The sequence below is a fragment of the Enterococcus sp. C46 genome, from assembly GCF_040887565.1.
GTDB classification, from domain to species: domain Bacteria; phylum Bacillota; class Bacilli; order Lactobacillales; family Enterococcaceae; genus Enterococcus_B; species Enterococcus_B lactis.
Map to the genome: position 1 here is coordinate 117,625 of NZ_JBFOGA010000002.1, position 16,519 is coordinate 134,143.

Genomic DNA, 16,519 nt, shown 5'->3' on the forward strand with positions numbered 1-16,519 from the left:
TATTTCTAGACAACTTTTTAGAAACAAAGGAGAGAAAACCATGGTACGTTACAAAGCAATCATTGCATACGACGGAACAAATTTCAATGGGTTCCAGAAACAGCCAAATGGACGTACTGTTCAAGAAGAAGTAGAAAAAACATTACAAAAAATGGCAAATGGGAAAGAAATCACGGTCTTTGGTTCGGGAAGGACAGATGCCGGAGTACATGCAATCGGGCAAGTGATCCATTTTGATTATCCAGAAGAACGCCCGTTAGAACGAATGCGTTTTGCGTTAGATACCCAGTCACCAGAGGATATCGCTGTAAGACAAGTAGAAATCGTTTCAGAAGAATTCCATGCAAGATATTTGGTCAAAGAAAAAACTTATCAATTTCGAGTAGATATAGGGAAACCACGCAGTCCTTTTCGACGCCATTATGCAAGTTATTTTCCTTACCCCCTTGATTTGGAAAAAATTCAGCGGGCACTTCCTGATTTATTAGGGACCCACGATTTCACCTCTTTTTGTGCATCAGGAAGCTCGATAGAGGATAAAGTACGTACGATCTACGAGGCTAAGATGGAGGTTAATGAAACAAAAGACGAATTGTTGTTTACTTTTAGGGGAAATGGCTTCTTGTATAAGATGATACGGATCTTAGTAGGAACGCTTTTGAAAATTGGCAATGGCCGATTGCCTGAAGATAGTATCCCAGATATTATTGCGAAAAAAGATCGTAATGCAGCAGGACCTACAGCACACCCTGAAGGACTTTATTTGTATGAAGTGAAATATGAATAAGAGGTTGTGAAAAAGCGGTTCTGCATCAAGTAATAAGAACAGCCAAACCAAAATAGTTTCTCATATTTTGCCATTTGTTGAGCTAATACCGAAGGACAGTTGATTGAACACTGTTTAAGGAAGAGGTTGTGAGCCTGCCATTTAGCTCTGAGTCACAAGAAACAATTTCAAAAAACAGATTCTCACGTTTGATGAATATCACAACTTGTGAACGAAGCATGGATAAGTGAACCTTCTTTTTGCCACACTACTTTTTTGTAACTAAAAACGATGGAACGTTGTTTTGATTGCCCTTGGCAGACAGTCTGAACAGGTTCCATCGTTTCTTTATTTTCTTCGTCTTCTTCTGTGTGTATTTCGCGGTTTTTCTTCTATTGTTGGATCAATCGTGCCATAGAAGGGTTGATTGCGGTCAAGGTACCAGACATAGAGAATAAACAATGCAATGCATAGTACAAAAAGGATTGCACCTATTATAAATCCTTCAGGCAAGTAGCTGAAAGTAACCGTGTGTTTACCTGCTGGAACTTTTAGCATCAAGAATGCGTTTTTGAAGTTGCTGACTTTGACTGGCTTCCCATCGATTTCGGCTTTCCATCCTTTGTCGTAAGGAATAGTTGTCACCAACATAGAATCTTCTGCGGTATCTACAGTTCCAGAAGCTTTTCTGCCAGAGGCTTCCATTTCGACACCTTTTTCTTTGATCTGATTCATTGCGGCTTGATAGGCTACAACATCTAGACCAACGACTTTCGGCTCCATGAAACTTACTTCTTTCGTCCCATAAAAACTTGCAGTAAATGTCACCGTTGTCTCTTGGGGATAATAGCCAAGATCATAGTATTGTCCAGAAATATTGATTTGCGTTTTCCTCGATGTACCATTGACAGTAATCGTTGCACTAGAACTTTCTAATTGTGCAAAATTGGTTGGGAACAAACTTAAGTAAGCTTGTGTATTTGCAGGTACATGGACTTCCCATGTGAGCTCTTTCGGTTGATTGTCTGCCGTCTCTGAATAAGTCACACCAGTCGTTGTTTTTGTGATTGTCGTATTTAACTGATTCTTCAAAGTAGGCGTATAGAATGTAAAATACTGTTCATTTAGACCAGATAATGTATTGATCAAGTTTGTCTGACTAGTTAAATTATCTGTTACGGGCTGCTCAATATCATTAACGGATAACGGTGCGGTAAATGCCAGTGGCAATGCATTGACATTCTGATACAGTGTATAGTCGCCGCTTTGACCAGCTTGGCGGAAGCCATATTTGCTGAACGTGCTTTCGTTCTTAGAAATGTTGTATTTGATCCCTGTAAAGCCATCCATCAGCAAAGTATTATTATTGTAACGGATATTCAAATTTGTCCCTCTTGAACGAAACCCTAATGTATCCAGATAAGAGGAAGAATTACGATTTCTTATAGAAGAAAACAAGCTGATGCCACTGTAACCGTAGTTGATCGAATCGTTTGGCGATACCGGATCCAGATTTTCTAAGCGGTAAAACGAGTCAGAATCTTCTTTTGTTTCATTTACAAGAGCTTTCAAGTCAGGAGAAGGATCCGTATACAAACTGCGGGAAGCATAATTCCAATCATCAAGGATACCATGGATCATGCTGTTCGTATTGACTAGAGCCTCAGCAGACATGATCAATAACAACAATATACTTAGATGATTGAAGGAAAGTTTTTTATGCTGATAAAATCCCACAGCAAAAGCATAGATCCCTAAGAAAACAACTGTCAATACAAAGGAAGTCATCGTCACATAGGTGTAGCTTCCTTCAGGTTTGATGCCCCATGCCACCGCAAAGAGAGCAGCTACGACCAAAATGATTCCTAACAACAGCCCACGATCGTCTTGTTCTATCTTTTCCCATCCTTTTCCTGCAAGCAGGAGAACTAAGAAAGAGAACAGATAGGCATAACGGAATAAAAACATATTCGGTGCATGCATACCATGCCAGAACAAATTCAATGGGACAAGATAAAAACTTGCGATAAGTATGGCGAAAAGACCACCGTACAAAAACTTATTTTTCAACGGTACTTTCCGACTGGCAAAATAAAACAAGCAAAGGACCAACGGAAGTAGACCTGCGTAAATGAACGGAATCGAACCGTATTTTGTGGTGTCATAAACACCAATCATGTTTTTCATGATCAGATCCAGATAAGAAGTCGCTTCTGTTTTCAACGTAGTGATTTGACTCAATGCTTCGCCATTTGAGCGAAGATCCAGTACTGCTGGCAATACAATGATCATTGAAGCGCCGCCTGCCAGTAAAGAAGTGATCCCATAAGGAACAATCGATTTTTTGTATTCTGACCAGTTTGTCAATAGACGGGCAATAAAATATAAGAAAGAAAAGACACCAATCATGAAGCCCATATAAAAACTGGATAGAAACAAGAGCAAATAGCTGATGAATAAAAGTTTCGGCCGTTTCAGATCCATGACACGATGAATCCCCAAAATCACTAATGGAAGATAAACAAATGCATCCAGCCACATGATGATCTCCGAATGTGCAGTAATGAATGAGATCAATGCGTAACTGACGCTAAGTGCAACATGCCCCCAGCGAGGAATCTTGAACGTGCGTGCAAGAAACCAAAAAGCTAATCCGGCACAGCCGACTTTAAGTAAAGTCAGAACATAAAGTGCATCTGGCATCATCTGGTTTGGAAAGAAGAAAACCAGTGGCGTGAAGATCCCGCCGAGATAATAAGAAATCAAAGATAGATAATTCAAGCCCAGAGAAGCATTCCATGTATAGAAAATACTTTGCTTTCCAAGAAGGACATTTCGGAAGCTTGCATGAAAATTAGAAAATTGTGAAAAGGCATCACTTGCCAAAATACTTCTGCTGCTCCCAGGATAGATCCCGATACTTAAATAAACAAGTGCTAAAATCAAAAACGGAATCAGGAAACTAGCTGCTGCGTAGCGTCCGTTTTCTCTAAAGAATGACTTTAAGTTTTTTTTCATATTTATTTTCCACCAAATTTCTATGAAGTTGTATTTAGTTTATCATATCCTTGTTTTTCTCTGCTTAAAAAGAGTCTAGTTTTCATAAAAAAATAAAATTTGGGAATAAATAACTTCACAATTTGTTCGTATAACAAAAATAAACACAAAAAAAGGGGAGGAATCAAAAATTCCACCCGCCAAAATTTTTATTAAATAAAAAACCGTTCACTATCTGAACGGTCCAAGTATCATTCAATTAAACGCGTTCAACTTTTCCTGATTTCAAAGCACGAGTTGACACCCAAACTTTTTTAGGTTTTCCGTCGACCATAACGCGAACTTTTTGTAAGTTAGGTTTAACAGTACGTTTTGTTGAGTTCATAGCGTGTGAACGGTTGTTTCCACTTTTTGTCTTGCGACCTGTAAAGTAACAAACTTTTGCCATGGTAATTTCCTCCTTTGCCTTGATTTGGAGCAATAGAATAATTCAGCTCATACCAGACTAACATATCATATAGATTGGAAATTTGCAAGTACATTTTCATGGATACAATTGACATTTGTGAAGAATAATTGTAAATTAAACAGGGTTATACCTGAAATTTTGCAAGGTTTTTGAGTACTTTGGGTAACTGCCTTTTATTTCAAGTTGCGCTATGATAAAATATGATAGAAGAAAAATGGGAGTATTTTACCCGTTAAGGAGGCTCATTCATGGCTGTAAAAATTCAAACGTCAGCTGGAACCATTGAAATTACCAATGATGTAATTGCAACAGTTGTTGGTGGCGCCGCGACAGATGTGTTCGGTGTTGTAGGAATGGCCAGCAAAAATCAAATTAAAGATAATATTACTGAGATTTTGCGTAAAGAAAATTACTCAAGAGGAGTAGTTGTCCGCCAAGAAGATAATGGTATTGCTGTAGATGTTTATACGATTATCAGCTATGGTACGAAAATCTCTGAAGTTTCTCGCAACGTCCAAGAAAAAGTGAAATACAATCTAGAGGCATTATTAGGTGTAGCTGCCAATTCGGTTAATGTCTTTGTACAAGGTGTTCGTGTACTGCCAGACTAGGCAGGAGACTGGCTGATAACTCAGCAGTCGATCTGAAGGAGGATTATCTAGGTGAGTGTAACAGAAATAAGTGCAAGCCAGTTCCAGGAAATGGTGCAGGCTGGTGCGAATCGTCTGCAAGTAAATGCAGAATACGTCAATTCATTAAATGTATTCCCTGTGCCAGATGGTGATACGGGAACAAATATGAATCTATCTATGACTAGTGGAGCGAAGGCAGTAGTAGATTCAACCTCAGAAAAAGTAGGAGAATTAGCAGCAATGCTTTCAAAAGGATTGTTGATGGGTGCGCGCGGAAATTCCGGCGTTATTTTGTCTCAATTGTTCCGAGGATTTTCTAAGCAAATTCCAGATGTTGTCTCATTAAATGCTTCTGATCTTGCTGCAGCATTCACTCATGGTGTTGAAACTGCGTATAAAGCAGTAATGAAACCAGTAGAAGGAACGATTTTGACAGTAGCTAGAGAAGCAGCAAAAGCTGGAGAAAAGAAAGCTAAGAGTACAGACGATGTCGTTGAAGTGATGACAGCTGTTGTAAAAGGAGCAAAACGTGCTTTAGCTAAAACCCCAGACTTGCTTCCAGTCCTAAAAGAAGTCGGTGTTGTAGACAGTGGAGGACAAGGATTGCTGTTTGTTTATGAGGGCTTTTTAAGCGCATTGAATGGAGAATTCCAAGCGGATGAAACATATGAACCTTCTCCAGCAGAAATGGATGATATGGTCAATGCAGAGCACCATCGCAGTGTCCAAGGACAAATGGCGACAGAAGATATCCATTTTGGTTATTGTACAGAAATCATGGTGAAAATCGGTGAAGGACCTACTGTTGATAGCACGTTCGACTACGAAGAATTCCGTAACTATTTAGATGGTATTGGAGATTCTTTACTTGTGGTCAATGATGACGAGATCATCAAAGTTCACGTGCATACAGAAAACCCAGGAGAAGTCTTGAACTATGGACAAAAATTCGGTTCATTAGTCAAAATCAAAGTCGACAACATGCGCTTGCAGCATGAGACGATTTTGGAACATGATGAAGAAGTGAACGAGTTTGCGAAAAAAGAAACACCACGTATCCCGTATGGTATCGTAGCAATCGCTGCTGGTAAAGGCGTCCAAGAGCTGTTTGAAAGTTTAGGCGCTAATTATGTTATCAGTGGTGGGCAAACAATGAACCCAAGTACGGAAGACATCGTTAAAGCGATCCAAGAAGTGAACGCAGATAAAGTGATTGTCTTACCGAACAACAAAAACATCTTCATGGCAGCTGATCAAGCGGCAGAAGTAGCAGATATCCCAGTAGCAGTCGTTCCTTCAAGAACGATTTCTCAAGGATTGACGGCTATGCTTTCATTCAATGATCAAGCTTCTTTAGAAGAAAACAAAGAAACGATGACAGAAATGTTGTCTAGCGTCGTAAGTGGTCAAGTCACTCACGCAATCAGAGATACCTCAATCGACGGTGTAGAGATCAAAGAAGGCGACTTTTTAGGCATGATTGATGGAAAAATCATGATCTCTAACCCAGATATCACAGCAACAGCGTTAAGTACACTAGAACAAATGATCAATGAGGACACAGAGATCGTAACGATCTTAGCAGGTGATGAAGGAACAGTTGAACAAGCAAATGAATTTGCTGAGAAACTAACAGAAAAACATCCTGATTTGGAAATCGAGATCCACCAAGGAGATCAGCCTGTCTATCCTTATCTATTTTCTGCTGAATAATTCCTGTGACAGAATATCTTTCTAACACAGTATTCATTCATAAAAGGCCTTCGGTTAGTGATCAGGTATGATCACTGACCAAGTCCTTTTTTTGTTAAAGGAGGGAGGAAAAAATATATGCGTTCTTTAGATGATCCAATCACTATGCTGGCAGGAGTCGGAGAAAAAAGAGCAGCTAGTCTTGCCAGCTTGGGTATCCAAACGATTGAAGACTTACTGACTTATTATCCTTTTCGCTACGAAGATATTCAGGAAAGAAATCTAAACGAGATCCAAGATCAAGAAAAGGTTACTTTGAAAGGAATCGTAGTCTCTCCTCCTGTGATGAATCGATTTGGTTATAAAAAAAGCCGATTGCAATTTCGTATGATGCAAGAACATGATGTGTTCAACGTTTCTTTTTTTAATCAACCTTATCTAAAAGAAAAAGTCATTTTATCGGAGGAAATCGCCGTATACGGTAAATGGGATGCAAAGCGTAAAGCCTTGAACGGGATGAAGATTTTAGGTTCTCAAACAATGGATGACTTTTCGCCGATATATCACGTCAATAAATCGATTCGTCAAACGACATTAGTTGATCTAATCAAAAAAGGGTTCCAAGAATACGGCACATTGATCGAAGAAAACCTGCCGAACAACCTTGTGGAGAAATATCGACTACTTGACCGAGCTTCCGCTGTAAGAAGTATGCACTTTCCGAAAAACCACGAAGAAAATCACCAAGCCAAACGACGTGTCGTTTTTGAAGAATTCTTTTTATTTCAAATGCGTCTTCAAGGATTGAAAAAAGCAGAAAAAGCAGAAACAAATGGCTTGGAGATCCTTTATGATGTCCAAAAATTAAAAGAATTTACTCAAAAGCTACCTTTTGAACTGACAAATGCCCAAAAACGAGTAACGAATGAAATCTGTCGGGATCTTCGCAGTCCTCAACATATGCAGCGACTTTTGCAGGGAGATGTAGGTAGCGGAAAAACAGTGGTTGCCGCAATTGCATTATATGCCACCGTTACAGCGGGTTTCCAAGGTGCGTTGATGGTGCCTACCGAAATCTTGGCACAACAGCACATGGAAAGTTTGCAACAGCTGTTTGATCCCAATGAAGTAACGGTCGCATTGCTTACAGGGTCAACGAAAACAAAAGAACGACGTGAACTCCTTGAAAAACTAGAACGAGGAGAAATCAACGTCGTGATCGGTACACATGCATTGATCCAAGATGGAGTTGAATTTCATAATTTAGGTCTAGTTATTACGGATGAACAGCACCGTTTTGGTGTGAATCAGCGGAAAGTCCTTCGTGAAAAAGGCTGGCGACCTGATGTCTTGTTTATGACAGCCACTCCGATCCCTAGAACGCTAGCTATCACAGCGTACGGTGAAATGGATGTATCGATCATTGATGAACTTCCAGCTGGGCGTATCCCTATTGAAACACGCTGGGTAAGAACACCTCAATTAGACAGTGTACTGGATTGGACAAGGAAAGAACTGGCAAGAGGACATCAAATGTATGTCATCTGTCCACTGATCGAAGAATCAGAAGCATTAGACGTAAAAAACGCAGTGGAAATCTATGAAAAACTTCGTGAACTATTTGCGCCAAAATATGAAGTTGGCTTGTTACATGGTAAAATGAAGAATCAGGAAAAAGAAGTGATCATGGAAGCTTTCAAAGATAACCAGATGCAGATATTAGTTTCTACTACGGTAATAGAAGTAGGGGTAAACGTGCCAAACGCAACCGTCATGCTGATTATGGATGCGGATCGATTTGGTTTGGCACAGCTGCATCAGCTTCGTGGACGTGTTGGACGCGGAAGTGATGCTTCCTACTGTATCTTAGTTGCTAATCCCAAAAATGAACTAGGCGTGGAACGGATGAAAATCATGACAGAGACCACCAATGGTTTTGTACTAAGTGAAAAAGATCTGGAATTACGCGGTCCCGGTGAAGTATTCGGCTTCCGACAATCTGGTTTACCTCAATTTGCGATTGCTGACTTGGTGACGGATGGAAATGTTTTGGAGGTAGCCAGAGAAGAGGCTGCAGCTCTTTGGCAGATAAAGAATTGGCAGATGATGCCTGAGTATCAGCCTCTAGCACAAAGCCTCCAGATAGAAAATCAGGATAATCGTTATTTCGATTAGCAGACTATGCTATACTTTATAATGATGATGGAAAAAGGAGTGGGAACAATGAAAATTGCCGTAGATGCAATGGGCGGAGATCACGCACCTCAAGCAATTGTAGAAGGCGTGGCTTTAGCTCAGCAAGATTTTCCAGAAGTAGAATTCTTACTTTACGGAAAAGAAGCAGAAATCAAGAAATACTTAACAAATGAAAAAAACATCACGATTATCCATACAGACGAAAAAATCAATAGTGATGATGAGCCAGTAAAAGCGATCCGACGGAAAAAGACTGCTTCAATGGTCCTTGCTGCACAAGCAGTGAAAAACGGCGAAGCGGATGCTATATTTTCAGCAGGGAATACAGGTGCGCTGCTAGCAGCGGGTTTGTTCATCGTAGGACGTATCAAAAATATCGAACGCCCTGGCTTGATGTCTACCTTGCCAGTAGTAGGAAAAGAAGGTGCCGGTTTCGATATGCTGGATCTTGGCGCTAACGCAGAAAACAAACCAGAACATTTGTTGCAATACGGTATTTTAGGTTCTTTCTATGCACGTAAAGTCCGAGGGATCGGACGTCCCCGCGTTGCTCTTTTAAACAACGGAACAGAAGCCACAAAAGGTAGTGAAGTGACGAAAAAAGCCTATGAACTTCTTCAGAATGAAACCAGTTTGAATTTCATTGGAAATGTAGAAGCGCGCGAGTTGCTCAATGGGGTGGCTGACGTAGTAGTCACAGATGGATTTACAGGCAATGCTGTTTTGAAATCCATTGAAGGAACGGCAATGAATATGATGGATCTATTAAAATCCGCTATTCTAAACGAAGGGATCAAAGGGAAAATGGGCGCCATGCTTTTAAAAGACGGCTTGCGTTCTTTAAAATCTGAAATGGATTATTCCAAACATGGCGGAGCTGTTTTGTTTGGCTTGAAAGCACCAGTCATTAAAACCCACGGAGCAACAGGTCCTGATGCTGTCCGCTATACGATCCGCCAAATCCACACGATGCTTGAAACAAATGTAGTAGGGCAGTTAGTCGAACAATTTGAAAAAAGCGAAGAATAATATTCAGATAGCTGAGGCAATCCGGTTCGTTAAAAAAAGGTGGACAATCCTGAAAAATGTCAGTAAAATTAGCCATGGTGTAGGTAATTGACAAGTGTATGATTCTTGGAGGTGAAAAAGTTGACTCGCGAAGAAGTATTTAACAAAGTAGCGAAAATTATTTCAAATCATTTTGAGATAGATACCGATAAAGTGTCGGATGAATTGAACATCAAAGATGATTTAAAAGCTGATTCAATTAGTATTATGGAGTTCGTTTTAGAACTTGAAGATGAATTCGGTACAGAAATTTCAGATGAAGACGCTGAACAAATTGAAACAGTTGGCGGTGCAGTAGATTATATTAGCAGCCATCTCAAATAATTTCAATAAAAGCAAAGAAGGATAAAAAGTTATATGCAACTTTTTATCCTTCTTTTTTTAATCTTTCTGACACGGAAAAGACATTTTTCTGATAATTCTGGCGATAATTAGAAATTATGTTGCAAAGTAAAGCAGTTTTCTATATAATTATTAATAATTCATTACACAAAGATAAGAATAACCTTTGTTATAAAACGCTTTATTCTGTGTAATGTTCTTTCTTTACTAAGAAAAACTTCCGTTTAGGAAGCAGAGAGGGGTATTCGATTGTCAGATAATCAATTATTAGAAGTTCAGAACCTACATACAGGCTTCCGACTCAAAGATGACTATTATGATGCAGTAGATGATGTTTCATTTACTTTAGACAAAAACGAGATCTTAGCAATCGTTGGGGAATCTGGGTGCGGGAAAAGTACATTAGCTACTACGATTATGGGATTACTTGATCCTAATAACACAAAAATTACAGGTGAAATTTTATATAACGATCTGAATTTAATCGAACTGAACGAAACGCTTTATAATAAAATCCGCGGAAATGATATCGGAATGATTTTCCAAGATCCGTTGTCTGCATTAAATCCTCTCATGAGAATCGAAGACCAGATCAAAGAAGGACTTTCCTATCACACAAAGATGAATGCAGAACAGCGTCAAGCTCGCGCACTGGAATTACTAGAACAAGTAGGGATTCCTAATCCAGCAAGAGTTGGACGTCAATATCCCCATGAATTATCAGGCGGTATGAGACAACGTGTCATCATCGCGATCGCAATCGCCTGCAAACCTCCAATCGTCATTGCAGATGAACCGACGACAGCCCTAGATGTAACCATCCAAGCACAGATTCTTGATTTACTGAAAGATCTTCAGGAAGAAACAAAAACAGGAATCATCCTGATCACTCATGACTTAGGAGTCGTAGCAGAAATGGCTGATCGAGTGGCAGTGATGTACGGCGGACAGTTTGTTGAAGTAGCGGGTGTAAAAGAACTGTTTGATCATCCGAAACATCCTTATACGCGCTCTTTATTGAACTCTATACCTCAAGAAGGAAATCATGATGCAGAACTCCATGTGATCGAAGGTGTGGTTCCTTCTCTGAAAAACATGCCTCGTAAAGGGTGCCGATTTGCTCCACGTATTCCGTGGATACCAGCAAGTGATCACGAAGAAGATCCTATCCTTCATGAAGTCGCTCCGAACCATTTGGTACGTTGCTCTTGCTACAAGCATTTCCACTTTAGAGACGAAAAAGGAGAGGTGTAGATGACAGAATTAATCACAATCAAAGACCTGAAAGTTCATTACCCTATTCGCAGTGGATTCTTCAATCGAGTAACGGATCATGTATATGCTGTAGATGGTGTGGATTTTATTATCGAAAAAGGAAAGACGTATGGTTTGGTGGGAGAGTCCGGTTCCGGAAAATCCACTACAGGAAAAGCAGTCGTTGGTTTAGAAAAGACGACAGCTGGACAAATCATGTATGAAGGAAAAGATGTAACGAAGCGAAGCAACCGAAAAAAAATGGGTTATAACAAAGACGTACAAATGATTTTCCAAGATTCAATGTCTAGTTTGAATCCTAAAAAACGAGTATTGGATATCATTGCAGAACCTATCCAAAATTTTGAACGGTTAAGCGATCAAGAAGAAAAGAAGAAGGTAAAAGGATTGCTAGATATCGTTGGGATGCCGGAAGATGCACTTTACAAATATCCTCATGAATTTTCAGGGGGACAACGCCAACGTCTAGGAGTAGCCCGCGCTGTTGCTACTAATCCAAAATTAATCGTGGCCGATGAACCGGTATCTGCTCTGGATCTATCTGTTCAAGCACAAGTATTGAATTTCATGAAACGGATCCAGCAAGAATACGGTCTCAGCTATTTATTTATTTCTCATGATTTAGGTGTAGTAAAACATATGTGCGACAACATCGCAATTATGTACAAAGGTCGATTTGTAGAAATCGGTACAAGAGAGGACATTTATAATGACCCGCGCCACATCTATACGAAACGTCTGCTTTCAGCAATTCCGCAAATCGATGTAGAAAATCGGGAAAGCCACAAAGAAAATCGCCGAAAAGTAGAACAAGAGTATATCCAAAACCAAAGAGAATACTATGATGCGACTGGCCGAGTCTACGATTTGCGTACGATCACAACTACACATAAAGTGGCGTTGAAAGATGGAGGTGCGAGCTAATGTGGAAAACGATTCTGCGACGTGTTTTATTGATGATCCCGCAAGTTATTATTTTAAGTGTTCTGATCTTCTTATTAGCCCAAGCGATGCCAGGGGATCCATTTACTGGTTTGATCAACCCAAACCAAGATCCGGCAGTGATCGAACAAATGCGACAATCAGCTGGATTGAATGACCCATGGTATGTCCAGTACTTCCGTTGGATCGGAAATGCTTTGCAAGGCGATTTTGGTCAAAGTTTCTTATACAAACGCTCTGTTGCTGACCTAATCGGTGAACGGATCATCAACACGTTATATCTATCGATCTTGACAGTTGTCCTTACTTATTTGATTGCTGTGCCTCTAGGGATGCTAGCAGGCCGGTATCAAAATTCGATCTTGGATAAGATCGTCGTGATTTATAACTTCTTTAGTTTTGCTGTTCCGTTATTCATCTTCGGCTTGATCATGCTGTTTGTTTTTGGTTATCGTTTAGGCTGGTTCCCAACAAGCGGTTCTCAAACACTAGGTTTGCAAGGGGGATTTATCACTCAGTGGATAGATCGCTTGAAATATATTCTGCTACCATCGATTACCCAAGCATTTCTGGCGACTGCCGTTACGATCCAATATCTGCGAAGCGAAGTAATCGATTCGAAGTCGCTTGATTTTGTCAGAACAGCCCGTTCCAAAGGGGTACCGACGAATAAAGTATTCAGTAGACATATCTTCCGGAATGCAGCGTTGCCGATGGCTTCGCAAATGGGGTATGAAATCACTTCGTTGATTGCTGGTTCTGTAGTTATCGAAAAGATTTTTGGCTATCCAGGAGTCGGGAAACTATTTATTGACTCTATTGGTCAACGAGACTACACCGTGATCACATCCTTAGTATTGATTTTAGGAATCGCGACGCTAGTGGGGACGTTACTGTCAGATATCATTATGAGTATCGTTGACCCGCGTATTCGGATTCAATAAAACCAATCAGAAAGGAGAATGGATCGATGAGTGAAAAAAACAATACAGCAGTTCAAGAAAGTATCCCTCCTATGGGGATACGAATGATTGCTCGAGAATTTAAAAAAGATAAAATCGCTATTTTTTCATTAGGTTTGCTAGTGGTTTTATTATTAGTGATTTTTATCGGTGCGATGCTGACCGATCAAGATAAAGTGATGTATGTTAGTATTTTTGACAAATATGCTGCCCCAGGAGCAGTTTCGACACAAGGACAAAAGTTCATTCTGGGAGCAGATGAAGGCGGACGTGATGTATTAGGTCAATTGATCATAGGTGCTAGAAACTCTGTCACGATCGGATTTGCGATCACGATCCTTACTTCGATCATCGGGGTTGGATTAGGGATCATCTCTGGCTACTACGGAGGGATCATTGACAACATCTTGATGCGAATTGTTGATTTTATCATGATTCTACCGATTATGTTGATCATCATCGTCTTCGTTTCGATTATTTCCAGATACAATGTCTGGTCCTTTATTTTCATCATGAGTGCATTTTATTGGGTAGCTAAAGCCCGATTATTCCGAAGCAAGACATTATCTGAAGCAAGAAGAGATTATGTCAGTGCCTCAAAAACAATGGGAACAAGTGATTTTAAAATCATGTTCCGCGAAATTATGCCGAATCTAAGTTCATTGATCATTACGAACTTGACAATGAACTTTGCGGCAAACATCGGTATCGAGACAACTTTGACTTTCTTAGGTTTCGGTTTGCCGGCAAATGTACCTAGTTTAGGTACACTGATCGGTTATGCAAGTAATGGAGAAGTCTTAGTGAATCGGCAATGGATCTGGTTACCCGCATCAATCCTCATTTTAGTTTTGATGTTGAGTATCAATTATGTTGGACAGGCATTCAAGCGTTCTGCAGATGCACGCCAACGGTTAGGCTAGTTATAGAAGCGAAGGGGGAAATAGGAATGAAGAAAACGATTTTTGGATTTGCAACGCTGATGTCTGCTGTTGTTCTTGCAGCATGCGGGGGCGGAGGTACAGATACTTCTGGAAATAACTCTGGAGGCAACAGCAATAACAAAGAGGAATTAACTTTTCCAATCGCAACAAAAAACAATGATGATGCAATCGAAGACGGTGAATTAGAAGCTGCGGTCGCAACGGACAGTCAGTTCAAAGGATTGTTCCAGTGGGAGTTTTATCAAGATTCTTTTGATGCAGCTTTCATGGCTCCTTCTCATGAAGCGTTATTTGCAAGTAACGATGATTTCCGAATCACCGATGATGGAGCAGCTACACTTGACCTAGATCAAGATACGAAGAAAGCAACAATCAAAATAAAAGACAATGTCAAATGGTCAGATGGTGAAGACGTAACAGCTGATGACGTGATTTTCCCATATGAGATCATCGGTCATAAAGATTACACTGGTATCCGATACGACGATACGTTCCGTAATATCGTAGGGATGGAAGAGTATCATGATGGAAGTGCCGATACGATCTCTGGTATCAAAAAAGTGGATGACAAAACAGTTGAGATCGAATATAAAGATGTAAACCCAAGCATGCTGCAAGCTGGTGGCGGGATTTGGTCTTATGCAGCACCGAAACATACATTGGAAGGTATAGCAATCAAAGATATGGAATCTAGCGATCAAGTACGTAAAAACCCAGTAACTTTCGGACCGTACTACATGAGCAACATCGTAGCTGGAGAATCTGTGGAATACTTGCCAAATGAGCATTACTGGAATGGTACGCCTAAACTGAAAAAAATCACGATGAAATCTGTACCAACAGCCAGTGCAACTGAAGCATTGAACTCTAAATTATACGATATGATTTTCCAAATGCCAACAGACACATATGATACGTATAAAGAAATTTCCGGCTATACAAATTTAGGTCGTGAACAAACATCTTATACTTATCTAGGATTTAAACTAGGTAAATGGAACGCGGAAACAAAGAGTGTAGAATACAACCCGGATTCAAAAATGGCAGATAAATCATTACGTCAAGCAATGGGCTATGCTTTAGACAATGATGCAGTAGGCGAACGTTTCTATGCAGGATTAAGAAGCAATGCTACTTCATTGATCCCTCCAGTATTCCAATCTTATCATGATGATGAATTGAAAGGATTCACGCAAGATTTAGACAAAGCGAAAAAACTATTGGATGATGCCGGCTACAAAGATGTGGACGACGATGGGTTAAGAGAAGACAAAGATGGAAACAAATTAACCATCAACTTTGCTTCGATGTCTGGTGGAGAAACAGCGCAACCATTGGCAGATTACTATATCCAACAATGGAAAGAAATCGGTTTGGATGTCCAATACACAACAGGTCGTCTGATTGAATTCAACTCTTTCTACGATAAATTAGAAAACGATGATCCTGAAATCGATGTTTACCAAGCTGCTTGGAATACAGGAACTGATCCAAATCCAAGTGGACTATGGGGACCGAATGCAGCATTCAACTACACTCGTTATGAATCAGAAGAAAATACAAAATTGATCAACGATATCAGTTCAAGCCAAGCATTTGATGAAGACTATTTGAAAGAAGCCTATCAAAAATGGCAACAGTATGCGTTTGAAGAAGCATTTGCGATTCCAACGTTGTTCCGTAACGAAGTATTGCCAGTGAACGACCGCGTCAAAGACTGGGATTGGTCTTATGATGTACCAAACCCATGGGCAAATGTTTCTGTTACAGCAGATTCACGTTCATAATCAATAAAAATGACCGAAAAAGGGCGATGTCCTTTTTCGGTTTTTTTTATTATCGTTATTTTTGATAGCAAATAAAAATAAATGTAGTTTTTTAAAACTTTATTTTAAAAACACGTTGAATATAAATGTGTCATTATATATAATTTAAATAGATTTTAAAGAAGGAAAATGTATAAAATGTGTGTTATTTAATTTAAATTGAATAAAAATTATTGTTATTTTAAATTGATGGGAATTTTTCGCGTAGTTAATAAAAGAGAAGGTTCACACTTATCTCTTTTTAAAATAAAAAAAGGGGGACCGAACGACTGTCGCCTTTGCTTGTTCAAGTATGTTTCAATAGTCACTCGTGAGACACTTTAGGCACTCAAAAAAGGGAGCGGATACAAATGAAGAGAAATGTGAAAAAGATGATAGCAAGTTCATGTACACTTATTGCCTTGAGCA

At 39.7% G+C, this 16,519-nt stretch carries 13 protein-coding genes; 11 read left to right on the forward strand and 2 right to left on the reverse strand.

Annotated features, from left to right (window positions below; genetic code table 11):
* Window positions 1-40: 40 nt before the first annotated feature.
* On the forward strand, window positions 41-787 hold the full coding sequence (gene truA / locus AB3I27_RS03795) for a tRNA pseudouridine(38-40) synthase TruA (RefSeq protein WP_002290460.1): 747 nt from the start codon (window positions 41-43) through the stop codon (window positions 785-787).
* A gap of 327 nt (window positions 788-1,114) precedes the next feature.
* On the opposite strand, the gene AB3I27_RS03800 is transcribed toward truA, so the two are convergent.
* Entirely contained in the window at window positions 1,115-3,784 is a 2,670-nt protein-coding gene (locus tag AB3I27_RS03800) for a YfhO family protein (RefSeq protein ID WP_002313939.1), read from the reverse strand.
* A 238-nt stretch (window positions 3,785-4,022) separates the two neighbouring features.
* Window positions 4,023-4,211: a 50S ribosomal protein L28 gene (gene rpmB, locus AB3I27_RS03805; RefSeq protein ID WP_002290463.1), complete on the reverse strand. Its 189-nt coding sequence runs from the start codon at window positions 4,209-4,211 to the stop codon at window positions 4,023-4,025.
* A gap of 269 nt (window positions 4,212-4,480) precedes the next feature.
* On the opposite strand from rpmB, the gene AB3I27_RS03810 reads away from it, so the two are divergent.
* From AB3I27_RS03810 to AB3I27_RS03855, 10 genes are all read left to right on the forward strand, one after another.
* Complete coding sequence (locus tag AB3I27_RS03810) at window positions 4,481-4,843, forward strand: Asp23/Gls24 family envelope stress response protein (RefSeq protein ID WP_002290464.1); 363 nt, start codon at window positions 4,481-4,483, stop codon at window positions 4,841-4,843.
* Between the two features lie 51 nt (window positions 4,844-4,894).
* On the forward strand, window positions 4,895-6,577 hold the full coding sequence (locus AB3I27_RS03815; protein WP_002290465.1) for a DAK2 domain-containing protein: 1,683 nt from the start codon (window positions 4,895-4,897) through the stop codon (window positions 6,575-6,577).
* 117 nt (window positions 6,578-6,694) lie between these two features.
* Window positions 6,695-8,731, forward strand: a complete 2,037-nt coding sequence (recG, locus tag AB3I27_RS03820; protein ID WP_222896956.1) for an ATP-dependent DNA helicase RecG — start codon at window positions 6,695-6,697, stop codon at window positions 8,729-8,731.
* 48 nt (window positions 8,732-8,779) lie between these two features.
* Window positions 8,780-9,781 (forward strand): phosphate acyltransferase PlsX, encoded by a 1,002-nt coding sequence (plsX, locus tag AB3I27_RS03825; protein ID WP_002290467.1) that lies wholly within the window; start codon window positions 8,780-8,782, stop codon window positions 9,779-9,781.
* A 120-nt stretch (window positions 9,782-9,901) separates the two neighbouring features.
* Window positions 9,902-10,144: an acyl carrier protein gene (gene acpP, locus AB3I27_RS03830; protein WP_002290470.1), complete on the forward strand. Its 243-nt coding sequence runs from the start codon at window positions 9,902-9,904 to the stop codon at window positions 10,142-10,144.
* A 267-nt stretch (window positions 10,145-10,411) separates the two neighbouring features.
* Entirely contained in the window at window positions 10,412-11,416 is a 1,005-nt protein-coding gene (locus tag AB3I27_RS03835) for an ABC transporter ATP-binding protein (RefSeq protein WP_002309832.1), read from the forward strand.
* Window positions 11,417-12,361, forward strand: a complete 945-nt coding sequence (locus AB3I27_RS03840) for an ABC transporter ATP-binding protein (protein WP_222896957.1) — start codon at window positions 11,417-11,419, stop codon at window positions 12,359-12,361.
* Window positions 12,361-13,323, forward strand: coding sequence for an oligopeptide ABC transporter permease (gene opp4B / locus AB3I27_RS03845; RefSeq protein ID WP_002290474.1), 963 nt, complete (start codon window positions 12,361-12,363; stop codon window positions 13,321-13,323). Before AB3I27_RS03840 ends, opp4B begins: the two co-directional genes overlap by 1 nt.
* A gap of 26 nt (window positions 13,324-13,349) precedes the next feature.
* A complete protein-coding gene (locus AB3I27_RS03850; RefSeq protein WP_002290475.1) occupies window positions 13,350-14,264 on the forward strand; it encodes an ABC transporter permease in 915 nt (304 codons plus the stop codon).
* Window positions 14,265-14,290: 26 nt separating this feature from the next.
* The gene (locus AB3I27_RS03855) at window positions 14,291-16,072 is read left to right on the forward strand and encodes an oligopeptide ABC transporter substrate-binding protein (protein WP_002290476.1); all 1,782 of its coding nucleotides are present in this window, start codon (window positions 14,291-14,293) and stop codon (window positions 16,070-16,072) included.
* Window positions 16,073-16,519 lie beyond the last annotated feature (447 nt).

Excerpts from the sequence above, each read along its gene's own strand:
- AB3I27_RS03840 (WP_222896957.1), top strand. The coding sequence starts at position 11,417 with ATGACAGAATTAATCACAATCAAAGACCTGAAAGTTCATTACCCTATT.
- AB3I27_RS03800 (WP_002313939.1), bottom strand. The coding sequence starts at position 3,784 with ATGAAAAAAAACTTAAAGTCATTCTTTAGAGAAAACGGACGCTACGCA.
- plsX (WP_002290467.1), top strand. The coding sequence starts at position 8,780 with ATGAAAATTGCCGTAGATGCAATGGGCGGAGATCACGCACCTCAAGCA.
- AB3I27_RS03850 (WP_002290475.1), top strand. The coding sequence starts at position 13,350 with ATGAGTGAAAAAAACAATACAGCAGTTCAAGAAAGTATCCCTCCTATG.
- AB3I27_RS03855 (WP_002290476.1), top strand. The coding sequence starts at position 14,291 with ATGAAGAAAACGATTTTTGGATTTGCAACGCTGATGTCTGCTGTTGTT.
- rpmB (WP_002290463.1), bottom strand. The coding sequence starts at position 4,211 with ATGGCAAAAGTTTGTTACTTTACAGGTCGCAAGACAAAAAGTGGAAAC.
- AB3I27_RS03810 (WP_002290464.1), top strand. The coding sequence starts at position 4,481 with ATGGCTGTAAAAATTCAAACGTCAGCTGGAACCATTGAAATTACCAAT.
- truA (WP_002290460.1), top strand. The coding sequence starts at position 41 with ATGGTACGTTACAAAGCAATCATTGCATACGACGGAACAAATTTCAAT.
- opp4B (WP_002290474.1), top strand. The coding sequence starts at position 12,361 with ATGTGGAAAACGATTCTGCGACGTGTTTTATTGATGATCCCGCAAGTT.
- recG (WP_222896956.1), top strand. The coding sequence starts at position 6,695 with ATGCGTTCTTTAGATGATCCAATCACTATGCTGGCAGGAGTCGGAGAA.